Below are 16,691 nucleotides of genomic sequence, written 5' to 3'. Positions count from 1 at the left end.
GCGGGGCCAAATGGCCCCGCCCGTTCCGTTTGGAGAGAAATAAGGAATGTGAATGAGCTTGTTTAGCCGATACCGCCGTACATAGCGCCCAGTACCAGCGCCACCAGGCAGGCTACGCAGAACACGCAGCCCAGGGGGTAGAACCAGCCGCCAATGGGCTTCTTGGCGCTGTGGTTGACCGCCTTGAGGGCCTCGTCCTTGCCGGCCACGAAGAAGAACAGAGCGGCAGCCAGGAAGGCGCCCAGGGGGCAGATGTAGATGGAGACGATGTCCATCCACTGGGAGGTATAGGGCTGGATGATAACGGAGACCACCAGGCCGATGACGCCGATGACGGCCACGGCGGGAAGTCTCTTCAGCTTAAACTGCTCCTGCATGGTGGCCACGGGCGCCTCATACAGGTTGATGATGGAGCTCAGGCCAGCGAAGAGAACGGCAATGTAGAAGATCACGCCCACGATCCGGCCGCCGGGCATGCCGTTCATAATGTTGACCAGGTAGACGAACATGAGGCCGGGGCCGGCGCCCACATCGCTCATGGCCATGCCGGAAGCGGCGATGGCGGGAACGATGACAAAGGCGGCCAGCAGGGCGGCCAGGGTGTCAAAGAAGGCCACGTTCCGCGCGGAGGAGGGGATATCCTCGTCCATGGGAAGGTAGGAGCCGTAGATAACCGAGCCGTTGCCTGCAACGGACAGGGAGAAGAAGGCCTGACCGAAGGCATAGACCCACACCTGGGGATTGGCAAAGCCCTTGGGATCAATGGTGAACAGGAACTTGTAGCCGTCGGAAGCTCCGGGCAGGGTGGCAATGTAGATGGCCAGCACCACAAACAGCACGAACAGAACGGGCATCATGACCTTATTGGCCTTCTCAATGCCGCCGGACACGCCGATGGCCATGATGATCAGAGCCACCACCAGGCCAACGATCTGCCACACGGTATTGCCGATGCCGAACAGGCCGCCGCTGAACATCATGCCGATGGCCTCGCCGATGGAGCCCGCCTCAGGCGCGGTGGCGTCGAAGGTGCCGCCGATGGCGCCCATGTCGGTGCCCAGAGCGAACAGGCCGCCGGAGATGGACATGAACGCGTACTTGAAGATCCAGCCCATGACCACAGTGTAGCCGATGGCCAGCATCAAAGCGCCAATGATGGGGATGATGCCGATGAGCTCACCGGTCTTCTTGTTGCCGGTCTTGAGCTCGGTGCAGTGGCCAAAGGCGCCGATGGGGCCGGCCTGAGAACTGCGGCCCAGGGCGAACTCCTCGATGACGCCGGTGGCGCCCACGAAAATAACAAAGATGAAATAGGGGATCAGGAAGGTCATGCCGCCAAAACGGGTGACCATGATGGGGAAGCGCCAAATGTTGCCCATGCCTACGGCGGAGCCGATACAAGCAAGGATGAAGCCCCACTTGCTTTGGAAACCGTCGCGCTTTTGGAGCTGAGTACTCTCTGCCATAATTACACCTCTCTTTACAGATTTGGAACACATCTATTCTCTCGCCCTCTCTCCAAAAGGCGGGAAAACCAAAAAAGGAGAGAAAAAGAGCGTCCGCGCAGGGGGTAATATTGTGATCCCGGGGTGCGGACGCTCTTCTTCCCGCGTCTTCTACGTGACGCGGAACGCTAAGTTATCTCTTTCTTGGCTCTCTAATGAGCCAAGAGCAAGAGGGGTACCCCTCTTGACGAAGGTATTTATTTTTCGCCCTTGCTTACTTGTTGGGGTAGGGCTCCAGGAAGGCGTGGAAGTGACGCATGGGCAGCTTGTGGCCCCAGAGGATGCGCATGTTGGGGATGCTCTCCCGATCCTCGTAGAGGGCCTTGACAGCGGCGATGACGTAGTCCAGGTGCTCCTGGGTCAGGCGGCTGCGGTCGATGGCGAAGCGAACCACGTTGGCCAGCTCAGCCTGCTGCTCGGGAGTCTTCAGGTCGTACTCCATGGAGAAGTCGCCCAGCTCGGACACGCGGATGCCGTAGCGGCGGATCAGCTCCAGGGAGAAGCCGGTGCCGGCGAAGGTGGTGTGATCCCGCTTGCCGTCAAAGAACTCGTCCATGTTGATGTACACAGCGTGGCCGCCGGCGGGCAGAACCACGCCCTTGACGCCGGCCTTGTAGAAGCCCTGGGCCAGGTACTCGCACTGCTTGACACGGTTGTCCATGTAGCCGAAGTCGCAGGACTCATAGAGGCCGCAGGCCAGAGCCATGATGTCACGGCCGGACATGCCGCCGTAGGAATCGTTGCCGTAGCAGGAGATCTGCTTGACCTTGATGAGCACGCCCACGTCGGTCTTCACGCTGCCGTCGGGGTTGAAGTCAGAGAACTTCTTCCAGAACAGACCCTTGTCCCGGAAGGCCAGCATGCCGCCCATGTTGGCGTGGCCGTCCTTCTTGGCGGACATGGTGAAGGCGTCGCAGTAGGAGAACATCTCGCTGGCGATCTCGGCGATGGACTTGTCCTCATAGCCGGGCTCGTTCATCTTAATGAAGTAGCAGTTCTCCGCCCAGCGGGCCACGTCAAAGACCAGGGGGATGTCGTACTTGTGCGCCACCCGGTTGATCTCGCGGATATTGGCCATGGAGACGGGCTGGCCGCAGATGGGGTTGTTGGTGATACAAGTGAAGATCAGGGGCACGTTCTCCACGCCCACGGCGGTGATCAGCTGCTCCAGCTTCTCAATGTCCATGTTGCCCTTGAAGGGGTTCTTGGGATACTTGCCGCCCTCGGGGATCTCGTAGAGCAGATCCTTGTTGTACAGGTTGCGGGGCACGGAGCCCATCTGCTTGATGTTGCCCTCGGTGGTGTCGAAGTGGCCGTTGGAGGGGATGGTGAAGACCTTGCCGGGATGACGCTCGGCCAGGATCTTCTTCACGATCTCCATCAGCACAGACTCAGCGGCGCGGCCCTGCTGGATAATGAAGGAGTTGGGACGCTCCATCTGCGCGGCGCCGCCGTTAAACAGGCCACCCTCGTACTCGCAGAGATAGACCTCGTCCATCATCTTCTCGATGTCCCGGCAATCGGTGCGCACCAGGTCGATGATCTTCTTCCAATTCTTCTCGCCGCCGCGCTCAAAAATGTCGCGGAAGGTGTCCAGCAGGACATAATAGCCGGTGTTGCGGCCGTAAGCCTCGTCACCCAGGAACAGGGTGGCCAGCTGCTGGTTGGTCATAGCGGTGGTGCCGGAGTCGGACAGCATGTCCACAGTCAGCATTCCCGAGGGAAACGCGAACTCGTTCCAGTGCGTGGCATTCAGGGCGCGCTCACGCTGCTCAACGGTCGCCTGGGGCAGGTCGCGCACAGCATACGCGCAGTGCTGGGGCATGGGGACGTTCAGGGGATAGTTGGTTGCTTTCTTGTCCATTTTGATTACCTCCATTATTCGGCATTTCAGCCAAAGATGTGAGGATACCCCGGTCGTCAAGCAACGCCCCGTCCTTGGGCGGCTGTGACTGGCGGACAGCACCTTTTACGAGAGATATTTTATCAGTTTTTCCTCACGCAGTCAAGTGGAAGTTGTGAAAAACTGCCCAAAATTGCAACCCTCTTCCTGTGTAATTTATCTATTTGTCTTTTTGCCCCCGTTTTTTTGAGTTATTTTTTCTCACAATTACAATTTTTCTCTCTTGATTCCCCATTCATTCCATGGTATGATGCTTTTACCATAGATTATGAAAGCAGCCTTTTTCACAGGTTCTTTTCAGAAAATGAGGTGAGCATATGAACCGCGCCATGCTCAAGCAGTACACCAAGCTGGTTGAGTTCCTCGGCCTGGTACTGGGCCCCACTTACGAGATCACCCTTCATGACGTCCACGGCAAAAACAGCACCATTGTGGCCATCGTTAACGGCTCTGTCAGCGGGCGGGATCTGGACTCCCCGCCCACCGCCATGGCTCTGCGGGCAGTGGCTGAAAACGCCAAGGATATGGATTACCGCACCAACTATAACGGTCTCACCAGCGGTAACCGCCCCCTGCGCTCCTCCACTTTTTATATCAAGGATAAAAACGACGACCTGGTGGGGATGCTGTGTGTCAATTTTGACGACAGCAAATTCCAGGAGCTCTCCAGCCAGCTGTTCCAGCTCATCCATCCGGACGTCTATATGGAGAACAACATCGTCATCCGCAGCGATGTGTTGGAATCCCTGAAGGAGGAGGACACCGAACGTTTTGGCGACTCCATGACCTCGGCGGCAGATTCGGTGATCGAGGAGGTCTTGTCCGAGGGGAACATCCCTGTAGAGCGGCTGAGCCAGGAGGAGAAGATCCGCATCGTGGCCCAGCTGGAGCGGCGGGGCATCTTCCGGCTCAAGGGGGCGGTGGCCCACGTGTCCAAGGAGCTGCACTCCTCCCCCGCCAGCATCTACCGCTATCTGACCAGGGTACGCCAGGAGACGGATTGACACACAAACAAAAGGAGGACGAAACCCAAGGGTTTCGTCCTCCTTTTTATTTCTTCCCTCTTACCGCCCTGTCAGGCGGACTGCGGCAGAAGCAGACCTGCCAGCAGGCCCACCGCCGCCGGGAGCACCCAGCCCAGGCCCTGCCCCGCCAGGGGCAGAATGGACACGGCCTCCTTGAGCCCCGGCAGGTAGTCCGCCGCCACCAGCAGCAGGCTGGCGGCGGCAGTGCACAAAATGGCCGCCGGGTAGACCCTGGGGCGCTTTTTCAGCCGGTCGTGAAACAGGGAGAGCAGAATGAGCACGATGGCCACGGGATAGAGCACGCTGAGCACCGGCCCGGAGATCTTCAGGATCTGATCCAGTCCAATGTTGGCGATGAGCAGGCCCACCCCCGCAAAGACCGCCGCCCAGCCCCGGTAGGAGCAAGCCGGCCAGAGCTTGTGGAAATACTCGCCGCAGGAGGTGATGAGGCCCACGCACACATTGAAGCAGGCGATGACGAAGATGGCGGCCAGCAGCATCAGCCCCAGAGGGCCGAAAAGATAGAAGACCAGATCGGTCAGCACCCGCGCCCCGTTGGAGGCCCCGGGGAAACGGCCTCCGGCCAGGGCGCCCATATGAGCTAGCATAGCGTAGATGACCAGCAGCAGTATCCCGGCCAAACACCCGGCCCGCACCGTGCCGAAGACCACCTCCCGGCTCTGGGTGACGCCCCGGGCGCGGATGCTGATGGCAATGGTGATGCCGAAGACCAGCGCGGCGATGGTGTCCATGGTCTGGTAGCCCTCCAGAAAACCGGTGATCACCGGGCTGTCCCCGTAGCCTGCGGCCTGGGCCGGGCCATAGCCCCCCGGGGGATGGAGCAGACAGCCCGCAAAGGCAACGACAATGAGGGCGATCAGGATCGGGCACAGGATCTTGCCCAGCCGGTCGGTGAGCTTTTCCGGCTTCAGGGCCACCCAGAGGGCCAGGGCAAAGAACACCAGCGTATAGGCCCACTGAAACAGCCGCAGGGGCGCCTGCGCCCCGGCAAAGGGGATCACCGCCATCTCAAAGGAGGTGCTGGCAGTGCGGGGAATGGCCAGACAGGGCCCGATGGCCAGGTAGCAGGCCACGGTGAAGACCCTGGAGAACAGGGGGTGGATCCGGTCACCCATCACGTCCAGCCCCCCGGCCTTGGCCACCGCCACCACGCCCAGCACAGGCAGGCCCACGGCGCTCACCGCCATTCCCACCATGGCCAGCCAGGTGTTGACCCCGGCCTGGGCGCCTACGTAGGGTGGGAAGATCAGATTCCCCGCGCCAAAAAACATGGAAAAAAGCGTCAGCCCCACCAGGAGCAGGTCTTTACCCCGCAGCCGCTCCATATCCTCGCCTCCTCTGATTTTTTAACTCAGTATATCAGACCCGGGCGCTTCCCGCAACTCTTATCTCTCCCAAACGAAAACAGCGGCGCTGCCACAGTGACAGCGCCGCTGTTTTTTTACGCATGTAGGCGCTCTCTCAGCCCTGAGAGATGGCGCCGGTGGGGCAGGTACCGGCACAGGTGCCGCAGTCGATGCAGGCGCCGGCGTCGATCACGTACTGGCTGTCCCCCTGAGAAATGGCGGACACAGGGCAGGCGTCGGCGCAAGCGCCGCAGCTGACACAAGCATCGCTGATCACGTAGGCCATTGGTTACACCTCCAAGTCACTTCAAACTGGCATTATTATAACACATCATTTTCAAATTGCAATGTAATTTTTCGGAAAAACCGGGTATATTTTAGATGCCGCCAAACAATGGGGCTCTAAGGTTTTCGGTTTTTCAGGCGGTTAGCTCAGGATAACCGCCTGACCTGTCAATCTGTCAAGGCAAACGAGAGGAGCAAACGAGATGAACAGCATTGAATTTACCGCCGGGGCGGAGACCGCCCTGCGGCTGGCCCAGGAGAGTGCCGCCGAGCTGGGCCATAGCTATGTGGGCACAGAGCACCTGCTGCTGGGCGTGGCCCGGGAGGGCCGGGGCCCCGGCGCCAGGGCGCTCATCGCTGTGGGGCTCACCCCCCAGATGCTCCGAAGCGCTCTGGTGGAGCTCATGGGCGCGGGTACGGCGGGCGGCCTTCCCGCCCAGGGCCTCACCCCCCGCTGCCGGGAGTGCCTGGAGCTGGCCTTGAACGAAGCCCGGCGCCTCCAGGCCCGGCGGGCAGACACCGGCCATCTGCTCACCGGCCTCCTCCGCCAGAGCGACAGTGCCGCCAACCGGGTCATTCTGGCGGCGGGCAAGGATCCCCGCCGCCTTTTGGGAGAGGTGACCAACGCCTTCGGCGCCTACGAGCCCCGGCTCGCGGAGCGCCGCCGTCTGGAGCGGGAGGAGCGCGGCGCCGGCACCAAGCTGCTGGATCAGTTTTCCCGGGATCTCACCGCCCTGGCCGCCAACCGGGAGCTGGATCCCGTTATCGGCCGGGAGGGGGAGGTGCGCCGGGTGGTGGAGATCCTCTCCCGCCGCCGGAAGAACAACCCCGCCCTTATCGGGGAGCCGGGGGTGGGCAAGACCGCCGTGGCCGAGGCTCTGGCCATCGCCATCGCCCAGGGGAAAGTACCCCAGGAGCTCGCCGCCAAGCGGCTGGTGGCGCTGGATCTGCCCTCCATGGTGGCGGGCACCAAGTACCGGGGCGAATTTGAGGAGCGGGTGAAAAACATCCTCAACGAGGTGCGCCGGGCGGGAGACGTGATCCTCTTTTTGGACGAGCTCCATACCATCGTAGGCGTGGGCAGCGCCGAGGGGGCCATCGACGCCGCCAACATCCTCAAGCCCGCCCTGGGCCGGGGAGACATCCAGGTGGTAGGAGCCACCACCACCGACGAATATCGGAAGTATATTGAGAAGGACGCCGCCCTGGAGCGGCGGTTCCAGCCCGTCACCGTTGCCGAGCCCTCGGAGGAGGACACCCTGTCCATCCTCCGGGGCCTGCGCCCCCACTATGAGCGGCACCACCGCCTGTCCATCACCGACCAGGCCCTCTCCGCCGCCGTCTCCCTCTCCCAGCGTTACCTCCCCGACCGCCGCCTTCCGGATAAGGCCGTGGATCTCATGGACGAAGCCGCCAGCCGGGCCCGGCTCTCCGAGTCCGCCCCCTCCGCGGTCACCGCGGAGGACGTAGCGGCGGTGGTGGCCGGCTGGACAGGGATCCCCGTGACCTCTCTCACCCGTTCGGAGAGCCAGCGGCTGCTGGAGCTGGAGGAGGCCCTCCACCGCCGGGTGGTGGGCCAGGAGGAGGCCGTCTCCAGCCTGGCCAAAGCTGTCCGCCGGGGACGGGTGGGTCTGAAGGAGCCTGACCGGCCTGTGGGCTCCTTTCTCTTCCTGGGCCCCACGGGTGTGGGCAAGACCGAGCTGTGCAAGGCCCTGGCGCAATCCCTCTTTGGCACCGAGGAGGCCCTGATCCGCTTTGATATGTCAGAATATATGGAGCAGCACACCGTCTCCCGGCTTTTGGGCTCCCCGCCGGGCTATGTGGGCCACGAGGAGGGCGGACAGCTCACCGAGGCCGTGCGGCGCAGGCCCTATTCCGTGGTGCTCTTCGACGAGATCGAAAAGGCTCACGAGGATGTGTGGAGCGTCCTGCTCCAGGCCCTGGAGGACGGCTGTGTCACCGACGCCCAGGGCCGGAAGGCCGACCTTCGCAACTGTGTGCTTATCCTCACCTCCAACGTGGGGGCCCGGCGCATCACCGCCAAAGGCAGCCTGGGCTTTTCCGCAGACAGCTCTTCCGACGGCCTGCGAAGTCTGGAGGAGATCAGGGAGATGGTGATGGAGGAGGTCAAGCGCACCTTCCGGCCAGAGCTGCTCAACCGGTTGGACGAGATCATCGTTTTCCGTCAGCTCTCTTCCCCGGAGCTGGCCCAGGTCGCCTGCCGGCTGCTCCGGCGGCTCTCCCAGCGGCTTTCCGCCCTGGGCGTGGAGCTGGCCGTCACCGAGGCCGCTCAGGCGCTTTTGACCCGCACGGGCTTCGACGCCGACTACGGCGCCCGCCCCCTGCGCCGGGCGATCCGCGCCCAGATCGAGGATCCCGCCGCCGAGCTTCTCCTCACCGGCGCCCTCCCGCCCGGCTCTCTTCTCACCGTGGCGGAGGAGGCGGGCCGTATCACCCTGCTCCCCTCCCCCGCCGCCCTCCCCGCAGGATAGGTCTCCGGTTCTATCTTTTCTAAAAGTCTTGCCTTTTGAGAAATAATATGTTAAAATTCAAAATCATTTTCTCGCCACGGCAGTTTCCGCCTTTTCAGCGGCAGCCGTTCTTTCCCCGAAATCATCCTCATGATTTCTATTGCATCAGTCTCTCTCAAAAGGGCGGCACATTGAGAATGTGCCGCCCTTTCATTGCAGAACTTTTTCTCGCTTTTGCCAAAAAATCTTCTTCATCCTACCTAAAATCCGGCTTCTTCCGCTCTTTTCTGCACAAATTGTAAAGAAGTTTATAGTTTTGTATTTGTGTAATATGCTATAAATTTGAGAAGGGGGTTTTGAAATGACCATTTTTGAAAACTATTCCCCTTGGATCCGATACAATCTGGAGGATTGGGGGCCGCTTACCGATCCTAAGTATCTCATCCGGATCAAAGGCAGGACGGTTCTCTACAACCAGGAGGAGGACATCTCCAATATCTATATCGTCAAAAGCGGACGTGTTCGCCTGTCCTACTTCACCAGTGACGGGGCGGAAAAAATCTATATCTTCGCCCTGGAAGGGTGCATGTTCGGCGAGGAGACCTGCTTTGAGCCCGAGGCCCAATTCCTCCACGCCGCCACCATTGTAGACTGTGAGCTCTACCGTATTCCAAAGGACGAGTTTCTCTCCTGCCTTTCCATGGATATCGCCCTCAACACGCAGGTTCTCTCCTCCATGGCGCACAAGATCCATGTGCATATGGAGCATGTGCGGCGGCTGTGCTTCATGACCGCTCAGCAGCGGGTGGCCGCCGTGTTTGTGGACATGGCCCACAACTTCGGCACGCCCACCTCATCGGGGCTGCGTATCGAGCTGCCCGTCATTCAGCAGGGCATCGGAAATTTAGTCCGTACTTCCCGGCTCACCGTCAACCAGATCCTGGTGGAGTTTGAGGCCAACGGCTGGCTGGCTAAAAAGGGAAACCGCTGGATCATCTATGACCTGGATGCCATCCGGCGCATCGTCACGTCAGCTTAAAAAAGGAGGTTCCCATGAAAACTGTCGCCATATTAGGCTTTGGTTGTGCCGGCTATCACTGTGCCATGTCCCTTCGCACCGAAGGATACAAGGGGGACATCCACGTCTTTTCCGACACCGACCTGCCCCCCTATAACCCCATGCTCACCACTTATTACGCCGGTCACCGGCTGCCCTGGAAGGGCCTGTTCCCCTTCGGCACCCTCAAGGGCATCGCTAAGTCCCTGCATCTGACCTTACATACCAACTCTCCGGTGGAGCGGCTGGACTGCAAGGACCGGGTCGTCCGGCTGGCCAATGGAGAGCGCGTTCCCTTCGACGCCGCGCTCATCTCCACCGGCGCCCGGGTCTTTATCCCCCCTATCCCCGACCTGCCTGAGAAAAATATCTATGTCATGCGCACCCCCAACGACGCCCAGGCCCTTCGCGACCGCCTGGATCGCGGAGACGTCAGGCGGGCGGTGGTGGTGGGCGCCTCCATGGTGGGCATCAAGGTGGCTGAGCTTTTTCAGCGCGCCGGCTGCCAGTGCGTCCTGGCCGACATGGCCCCCTCCCTCTTCCCCCTGGCCGCCGTGCCCGAAGTGGGCAAGGAGTTGGCGGGCCGGGTGGAGGCCAAGGGAGTAGAACTGAAATTCGGCGTGGGCCTGTCCGGCATCCGGGAGACCGGGGACGGCCTGGCGGTCTCCTTCGACAAGGAAACCCTCTCCGCCGACGCGGTGGTGCTGGCCATCGGCACCCGGCCCAACCTGGATTTTCTGGATGACACCGGCCCCCAGGTGGACCGGGGGGTGCTGGTCAACGAGCAGATGGAGACCTCCATCCCCGGCGTCTATGCCGCCGGAGACTGCTCCAGCGGCTATGACATCCAAAGCGGCCGCCACCAGATCATCGGCCTGTGGGCCAACGCGGGCTACCAGGGAGTCACCGCCGCCGGGGCCATGCTGGGCCACCCGGTGCGCTACCCCGGCACCCTGCTGCACAACATCACCCACTTCATGGATATGGACTTTATCGGCTTCGGCGACGTGAAAGCCCAGGGCGAGGTCATCCGATGGCGAAACAACGGCTTTTTCCTCTACGCCATCCGCCGGGAGGGCAAACTGGCTTTGGTGAATATCGTGGATAACCACATCATCAGCGGGGTCATCAAGAGCTTTATGTCCCGCAAATTCTTGGGCAACTGTGAGCCCATCAGCCCTATGCAGCGGGTCATCCTGCTGCGCAACGGCCTCAACGAGGACGTCATCCACCTGCTGGAAAGCACCGAACTGGAAGGAGATCTCATTCATGGATAAAAAGGAACGCCTGCTGCGGGCCAAGATCCCCGGCCCCGAAACAGGCATTGAAGTGAAGCACACCATCTGCGATATCTGCTGTCCCTCCTTTCATTGCGGTATTGACGCCTATGTGAAAGACGGCAAGGTCATCAAGATCGAGGGTACCGCCGACCATCCCGTCAATCACGGCCTGCTGTGTCCCAAGGGCCTGTCCAACCGGCAATACATCTACCGCCCCGACCGGATCCGCACCCCCCTGCGCCGGGTGGGAGCGCGGGGCGAGGGGAAGTTTGAGCCCATCACCTGGGAGGAGGCCTACGCCGAGATCGCCCGGAAGCTCAACGCCATCAAGGCGGAGAGCGGGGCAGAGAGCGTGCTGTTCTACTCCGGCTACTCCAAGTGGTACCGGCCTTTCCTCCACCGCTTCACCTACTCCTTCGGCTCCCCCAACTTTCTCACCGAGTCCAGCAGCTGTATGACCTCCACCTTCCTCAACTGGTGGGTCACCACCGGCAACCCCATGTGCTCCAGCGATGTGCTCAACTCCGGGGTGTTTCTGGGCTGGGCCTTCAACCCCTACTACTCCCGGCACATCGCCGCCCTCAATGTGGAGAAGCGGAAAGCGGAGGGCATGAAGGTCATCATCGTGGATCCCCGGGTGACCCCCGCCTCCCTGAAGCTGGCGGACATCCATCTCCGGCCCCGGACGGGCACGGACGGCGCTGTGGCCCTGGGCCTGGCCCACATCCTCATCCGGGACGGCAAGACCGACCAGGAATACATCGACAAGTATGTCTACGGCTATCCCCAGTTCGCCGAATACGTGAAGGACTTCACCCCGGAGCGGGTGGAGCAGCTCACCGGCGTCCCCGCCGCTCAGTTGGAGCAGGCCGCCGCCATGATCGCCGACAACCTGCCCCTGTCCATCAACGAGAGCGCCGCCCCCCTGGCCCACCACCGCAACGGTTTCCAGAACTACCGGGCCATCATGGCGCTGTCGGCCATCCTGGGCTGCTTCGACCGCAAGGGCGGCCAGATTCCCATTCAGTTCAGCTACAACTACCTCTCCGGCGGCTTCCCCACCCGGGAGGAGGAATTCATCATGGCCCACCACGACCGGGTGAAGGCCCCCGCCGTGGGGGCGGAGCGGTTCCCCATCTGGAACGACTTCATCCACGAGGCCCAGGCCAACGACCTGTCCCGGCAGATCGAGACCGGTAAGCCCTATCCCATCCGGGCCATGTTCGGCATGGGCATGAACTACCGCATCTCCCCCGACGACGAGCGGCTGAAGAAGAACCTGATGGGGCTGGACTTCCTGGTAAATACCGAGCTCTTCCTCACCGACACCTGTAAGTTCTGCGACATCGTCCTGCCCGCCTGCACCTCCTTCGAGCGCAGCGAGCTCAAAAGCTACGGCGGCGGTTATCTCTACTACACAAAGCCCGTCATCGACCGGCTCTACGATTCCAGATCCGACGTGGAGATCCTCTGCCAGCTCGCCAGGGCGCTGGATATGGACGACGAGCTGCTCACCCAGGATCCCGAGACCTGTCTGGCGTATATCCTTCAGGATCTCCCCATCTCTCTGGAGGAGCTGAAGGCCAGCGACAAGCCGGTCAAAGTCCCCGGCGTGGAGCCCTATGTCCCCGGCGCTATGCTGGAGAAGGGTCTGAACACGGAAAGCGGCAAGTTTGAGCTGTGGTCTCTGGCCATTGAGAAGCACCCCGGCTTCGACCCCCTGCCCACCTACCGTCCCCCCTTCGATGACCGGCCGGACAGCGATCTGCCCATGGTGCTCTCCTCCTCCCCCCGGATGCCAAACGCCCTCCACTCCCGGCTCCACAAGGTGCCCTGGAACCGCTCCCTCCGCCCGGAGCCCATGGCGGATCTGAGCCATGAGGACGCCGCCAGGCTGGGGGTCGTCCAGGGGGATACCATCGAGATCTCCTCTCACAAGGGCGCCATCCGGGTGAAGGTCAATTTGACCTGCAAGGCCGAGCCCGGGGTCATCTGCCTCTACCACAGCTATCCTGAGGCCGATGTGAACTCCATCACCGACAACGAGATCCTGGATCCCTACTCCGGCTTCCCCACCTACCGGGAGACCCGAGTGTGTGTAAGGAAGGTGTGACCCATGGAAAAGATGATCTTTGACTTCGACCCCTCCAAGTGCACTGCCTGCCAGGCCTGCGTCATGGCCTGCTTTGACCAGAACGACATCGACGCCCTCCAGGGCCAGCACCCCTTCCGCAACGCCGCCGAGCTGGAGTCCCAGGACAGGGGCAAGCCCCGGTTCAGCTTCCTGTCTGTGGCCTGCATGCACTGTGACGACGCCCCCTGCGTCATGGGCTGTCCCTCCGCCTGTCTCTACAAGGATCCGGAGAGCGGCCTGACCCTCTTTGACAACACCAACTGCATCGGCTGCCACTCCTGCGCCATGGCCTGTCCCTTCGGCGCCCCCTCCTTCAACGAGGAGGGCAAGATGGTCAAGTGCGACGGCTGCATCGAGCGGCTGCGCCGCGGGCTCATCCCCGCCTGTGTGCGGGTGTGCCCCACCGGCGCCCTCACCTGTGTTCCGGAAAGCCAGTACCATCAAGTCCAGAGCGAAAAGTCCCTGCGTTCCCTGTCCAAGCGGCTCCTGCAGGGCTAAGTCCATGTTCCCACCTGCGGATCGGAGGGCGGCACTTCTAACCCGCACAACACAAAAAAGGAGGTTTTATCATGAGCGAAAACACACGTCTGGAGTTTCGGTTCGGTTTCTTTGGTAAGCTGATCCCCCTTCTGGTGGCCATCATCTTTATCATATACGCCGCCGTCAACGGCTCCAATGTCAACGGCTATGTGGTGGCCTTCTTCATGGCCGTGATCCTGGGCATTGTGGTAGCCAAGGACGAGAAGGCCTATGGCCAGGCCATCATCTCCGGCCTGACCAAGCCCATGTTCCCCGTGATCGCCCTGGCGGTCATTCTGGCCGCGATCTCCGGCAAGCTCATCTCCGGCAGCGGCATGGTGCAGACCATCGCCGCCTATGCCGTCCAGGCGGGCTTCACCGGCAAGCTCTTCGCCGCCGCCACCTTCCTCATCACCTGCCTGCTGGCTTTCTCCACCGGCACCTCGGTGGGCACCTACATGGTGGTCATCCCCATCCTGTTCCCCGTGGGCGTGATGACCGGCGTGACCCCCATCTATATGATCGGCGCCATCGTCTCCGGCGCGGCCTTCGGCGACAACCTGGCCCCCATCTCCGACACCACCATCGCCTCCGCCACCACCCAGGAGGCGGAGTTGGGCAGGGTGGTGCGCACCCGCATCAAGTACTCCATCCCCGCGGCTATCGTCGCCCTGGTGTGCTTCCTGCTGTTCACCAAAACTGACACCGCCGCCGCCGCTCTGGAGGCCGCTCAGGTCTCCCCCCAGCCCCTGTCTCTGGTCATGCTGGCGGTGCCTGTGGTCATCATCGTGCTGTGCCTGATGCGCAAGCACCTCATCACCGCTCTGGCCTGGGGCGTCATCGCCGGCATCATCGCCGGCCTGGTCAGCGGCATCTACACCTTCTCCTCGCTGCTCTCCTTCCCCGGCGGCTTTGCCGTGGCCGGCCTGCTCACCGAGGCCATCACCGGCTGCATGGGCACAGTCGCCATGCTCATCGCCGTGTTCGCCATGCTGGGCATCCTGGAGAAAAGCGGCCTGTTCGAGGACATCGGCAAGGCTCTGGCCGGCTTTGCCAAGGGAAGCGCCAGCACCGAGGTCACCATCATCGGCTGCGTGGGACTTCTGAGCATGATCACCGGCGTCATCTCCGTGGCCATCGTGGCCATGGGCGATCTGGTCAAGGAGCTGGGCGAGAAGGCCGGCCTGGATCCCTACCGCCGGGCCAACCTGATGGACTGCACGGGCTGCGTGTTCTGTTTCCTGGCTCCCTGGACCGTCCACTGCGTTATCCCCGCTATGAAGGCCGCGGAGTTCGGCGAGGCCTTCGCCGTGGCCCCCGCCTCCATTCCCTTCGTCAACTTCTATTCCCTGGCTATGGCGGTCATCCTGGTGATCTCCGTGGTCACCGGCTACGGCAGGAAAAACAAGTAAACCCCCTCTCCTGTTCCTGACACTTTCCCTGCCGCCTGTCCGGATCCCTTTTTATAGCAAGGAACACCTCTTTCTCTCCAAAAGACAAAGGCCCCTCCCGGTACCGGGAGGGGCCTTTGTCTTCACTTCCTTCAGTGCAGGTCGATGATCTCGTGGCGCTTGGGGCCGGTAGAGACGATCTTGATCGGCACGCCGAGCTCCCGCTCGATGAACCGGATGTAGTCCTGCGCTTCCCCGGGCAGCTTTTCAAACTCGGTGACGCCCCGGATGTCCCGCTTCCAGCCGGGGAGAGTCTCATACACCGGCCTGGCCCGCTCCAGCTGGGCGGAGACGGGGAACTGGCGCCTCACTTCCCCGTCGATCTCATAGCCCACGCAGACCTTGATCTCGTCTAAATATCCCAGGCAGTCGATGGCCGTAAGGGCCACCTCCGTGGCGCCCTGCACCATACAGCCGTACCGGCTGGCCACCGCGTCGTACCAGCCCACCCGGCGGGGCCGGCCGGTGGTGGCGCCGAACTCGCCCCTGTCGCCGCCCCGGCGGCGCAGCTCGTCTCCCTCAGCCCCCTTCAGCTCGCTGACGAAGGGCTCCACGTCGGAACCCACGCTGGAGGAATAGGCCTTGGTGACGCAGACCACGTCCTTGATGGCGGTGACGGGCACGCCCCCGCCCACGCAGCCGAAACCCGCCAGGGTGTGGGAGGAGGTGGTGTAGGGATAGATGCCATAAATGGGATCCTTCATGGAACCCAGCTGCCCCTCCAGCAGGACGGTCTTCCCCTCCGAGAGGGCCTTGTGGACAAAGGCCACGCTGTCGCCCACATAGGGCAGGATGGCCTCCCTGCTCTCCATGAGCCCGTCGAAAAGGGCCTTAGGCTCCAGGGGCTTCTGGTGGTAGAGATGTACCCACAGCGCGTTTTTCAGCTCGCAGACCTGCTCCAGCCGCTCCATAAGCCGTCTCTCGTCCATCAGGTCGGCGATCTGGATCCCGATCTTGGCGTACTTGTCGGCGTAGAAGGGGGCGATGCCGGACTTGGTGGAGCCGAAGGCGCGGCCCGCCAGCCGGGCCTCCTCATAGGTGTCCTGGAGCACATGGTAGGGCATGAGCAGCTGGGTGCGCTGATCCACCAGCACATGGGGCGCGGGCACCCCGCCCTGTGCAAGCTGCCCAAGCTCCGCCAGGAACTTGGCCACATCCAAAGCCACTCCCGCGCCGATGACATTGGTGGTGTGGGGATAGAACACCCCCGAGGGGAGCTGGTGCAGGGCGTAACGGCCGTAATCACAGATGATGGTGTGGCCCGCGTTGGCCCCGCCCTGAAAGCGGACGACCACATCCGACTTCTCCGCCATCAGGTCGGTGATCTTACCCTTTCCCTCGTCGCCCCAGTTGGCTCCTACGATCGCTTTTACCATATTCGTTACCTCCGGCCCGGGGATTCGCAATCCCGAAGGATTTTGCCTTTTCCGAGGCCCATAACGAACAACGGGGTCATTATAGTACAATCAAAAAAGAGACGCAAGATTTTTTTCGGACAATATTTGCCTTGACGGGCTTCGCCAAAAAAAGCCCTTGCCTTTTGTGGGTAAATATGCTAATATGAATAAGCTGTTTCTCCCAAGGGGTAAAATACGCAGGTGTAGTTCAATGGTAGAATGTCAGCTTCCCAAGCTGAACACGGGGGTTCGATTCCCCTCACCTGCTCCATAACCGCAAAGTCTTGAATATCAAGA

General features: G+C 61.6%; 12 protein-coding genes and 1 tRNA gene. 8 read left to right on the top strand and 5 right to left on the bottom strand.

Annotated elements, in window-relative coordinates; genetic code table 11:
- Positions 1 to 62: 62 nt before the first annotated feature.
- Together NFR87_RS08555 and NFR87_RS08550 are read right to left on the bottom strand one after the other, a co-directional pair.
- Positions 63 to 1,466, bottom strand: coding sequence for a sodium-dependent transporter (locus NFR87_RS08555; RefSeq protein ID WP_251448945.1), 1,404 nt, complete (start codon positions 1,464 to 1,466; stop codon positions 63 to 65).
- A 253-nt stretch (positions 1,467 to 1,719) separates the two neighbouring features.
- Positions 1,720 to 3,369: a tryptophanase gene (locus NFR87_RS08550; protein WP_251448944.1), complete on the bottom strand. Its 1,650-nt coding sequence runs from the start codon at positions 3,367 to 3,369 to the stop codon at positions 1,720 to 1,722.
- Positions 3,370 to 3,725: 356 nt separating this feature from the next.
- On the opposite strand from NFR87_RS08550, the gene NFR87_RS08545 reads away from it, so the two are divergent.
- Positions 3,726 to 4,412 carry a helix-turn-helix transcriptional regulator gene (locus tag NFR87_RS08545; protein WP_251448943.1) on the top strand — a complete coding sequence of 229 codons (687 nt, stop codon included), beginning with the start codon at positions 3,726 to 3,728 and terminating at the stop codon, positions 4,410 to 4,412.
- 71 nt (positions 4,413 to 4,483) lie between these two features.
- On the opposite strand, the gene brnQ is transcribed toward NFR87_RS08545, so the two are convergent.
- Both brnQ and NFR87_RS08535 read right to left on the bottom strand, forming a co-directional pair.
- Complete coding sequence (brnQ, locus tag NFR87_RS08540; RefSeq protein ID WP_251448942.1) at positions 4,484 to 5,779, bottom strand: branched-chain amino acid transport system II carrier protein; 1,296 nt, start codon at positions 5,777 to 5,779, stop codon at positions 4,484 to 4,486.
- A gap of 136 nt (positions 5,780 to 5,915) precedes the next feature.
- Complete coding sequence (locus NFR87_RS08535; protein WP_251448941.1) at positions 5,916 to 6,086, bottom strand: DUF362 domain-containing protein; 171 nt, start codon at positions 6,084 to 6,086, stop codon at positions 5,916 to 5,918.
- A 202-nt stretch (positions 6,087 to 6,288) separates the two neighbouring features.
- Between NFR87_RS08535 and NFR87_RS08530 the strand changes: the two genes are divergently transcribed.
- The 6 genes from NFR87_RS08530 to NFR87_RS08505 all read left to right on the top strand — a co-directional run bounded on the left by NFR87_RS08530 (position 6,289) and on the right by NFR87_RS08505 (position 14,958).
- Entirely contained in the window at positions 6,289 to 8,577 is a 2,289-nt protein-coding gene (locus NFR87_RS08530) for an ATP-dependent Clp protease ATP-binding subunit (RefSeq protein ID WP_251448940.1), read from the top strand.
- 340 nt (positions 8,578 to 8,917) lie between these two features.
- Positions 8,918 to 9,595 carry a Crp/Fnr family transcriptional regulator gene (locus NFR87_RS08525; RefSeq protein ID WP_251448939.1) on the top strand — a complete coding sequence of 226 codons (678 nt, stop codon included), beginning with the start codon at positions 8,918 to 8,920 and terminating at the stop codon, positions 9,593 to 9,595.
- Between the two features lie 14 nt (positions 9,596 to 9,609).
- A complete protein-coding gene (locus tag NFR87_RS08520) occupies positions 9,610 to 10,890 on the top strand; it encodes an NAD(P)/FAD-dependent oxidoreductase (protein WP_251448938.1) in 1,281 nt (426 codons plus the stop codon).
- Positions 10,883 to 13,006 carry a molybdopterin-containing oxidoreductase family protein gene (locus NFR87_RS08515; RefSeq protein ID WP_251448937.1) on the top strand — a complete coding sequence of 708 codons (2,124 nt, stop codon included), beginning with the start codon at positions 10,883 to 10,885 and terminating at the stop codon, positions 13,004 to 13,006. Before NFR87_RS08520 ends, NFR87_RS08515 begins: the two co-directional genes overlap by 8 nt.
- Before the next feature lie 3 nt (positions 13,007 to 13,009).
- The gene (locus NFR87_RS08510; protein WP_251448936.1) at positions 13,010 to 13,525 is read left to right on the top strand and encodes a 4Fe-4S dicluster domain-containing protein; all 516 of its coding nucleotides are present in this window, start codon (positions 13,010 to 13,012) and stop codon (positions 13,523 to 13,525) included.
- A 71-nt stretch (positions 13,526 to 13,596) separates the two neighbouring features.
- The gene (locus tag NFR87_RS08505) at positions 13,597 to 14,958 is read left to right on the top strand and encodes a Na+/H+ antiporter NhaC family protein (RefSeq protein ID WP_251448935.1); all 1,362 of its coding nucleotides are present in this window, start codon (positions 13,597 to 13,599) and stop codon (positions 14,956 to 14,958) included.
- A gap of 131 nt (positions 14,959 to 15,089) precedes the next feature.
- Here the strand turns inward: NFR87_RS08505 and NFR87_RS08500 are convergent, their stop codons facing one another.
- On the bottom strand, positions 15,090 to 16,373 hold the full coding sequence (locus NFR87_RS08500; RefSeq protein ID WP_251448934.1) for an adenylosuccinate synthase: 1,284 nt from the start codon (positions 16,371 to 16,373) through the stop codon (positions 15,090 to 15,092).
- Positions 16,374 to 16,591: 218 nt separating this feature from the next.
- Here NFR87_RS08500 and NFR87_RS08495 point away from each other — a divergent pair.
- Positions 16,592 to 16,665: transfer RNA gene (locus NFR87_RS08495), tRNA-Gly, on the top strand.
- Positions 16,666 to 16,691 lie beyond the last annotated feature (26 nt).

Origin of the sequence: Vermiculatibacterium agrestimuris, assembly GCF_943193085.1 — a bacterium.
Taxonomy (GTDB): domain Bacteria; phylum Bacillota; class Clostridia; order Oscillospirales; family Oscillospiraceae; genus Vermiculatibacterium; species Vermiculatibacterium agrestimuris.
The sequence above is the reverse complement of the archived record's forward strand: the minus strand, read 5'-3'. Positions and strand labels throughout refer to the sequence as shown.

Coding starts and splice junctions, on each gene's coding strand:
- NFR87_RS08555 (WP_251448945.1), bottom strand. CDS start 1,466: ATGGCAGAGAGTACTCAGCTCCAAAAGCGCGACGGTTTCCAAAGCAAG.
- NFR87_RS08550 (WP_251448944.1), bottom strand. CDS start 3,369: ATGGACAAGAAAGCAACCAACTATCCCCTGAACGTCCCCATGCCCCAG.
- NFR87_RS08545 (WP_251448943.1), top strand. CDS start 3,726: ATGAACCGCGCCATGCTCAAGCAGTACACCAAGCTGGTTGAGTTCCTC.
- brnQ (WP_251448942.1), bottom strand. CDS start 5,779: ATGGAGCGGCTGCGGGGTAAAGACCTGCTCCTGGTGGGGCTGACGCTT.
- NFR87_RS08535 (WP_251448941.1), bottom strand. CDS start 6,086: ATGGCCTACGTGATCAGCGATGCTTGTGTCAGCTGCGGCGCTTGCGCC.
- NFR87_RS08530 (WP_251448940.1), top strand. CDS start 6,289: ATGAACAGCATTGAATTTACCGCCGGGGCGGAGACCGCCCTGCGGCTG.
- NFR87_RS08525 (WP_251448939.1), top strand. CDS start 8,918: ATGACCATTTTTGAAAACTATTCCCCTTGGATCCGATACAATCTGGAG.
- NFR87_RS08520 (WP_251448938.1), top strand. CDS start 9,610: ATGAAAACTGTCGCCATATTAGGCTTTGGTTGTGCCGGCTATCACTGT.
- NFR87_RS08515 (WP_251448937.1), top strand. CDS start 10,883: ATGGATAAAAAGGAACGCCTGCTGCGGGCCAAGATCCCCGGCCCCGAA.
- NFR87_RS08510 (WP_251448936.1), top strand. CDS start 13,010: ATGGAAAAGATGATCTTTGACTTCGACCCCTCCAAGTGCACTGCCTGC.
- NFR87_RS08505 (WP_251448935.1), top strand. CDS start 13,597: ATGAGCGAAAACACACGTCTGGAGTTTCGGTTCGGTTTCTTTGGTAAG.
- NFR87_RS08500 (WP_251448934.1), bottom strand. CDS start 16,373: ATGGTAAAAGCGATCGTAGGAGCCAACTGGGGCGACGAGGGAAAGGGT.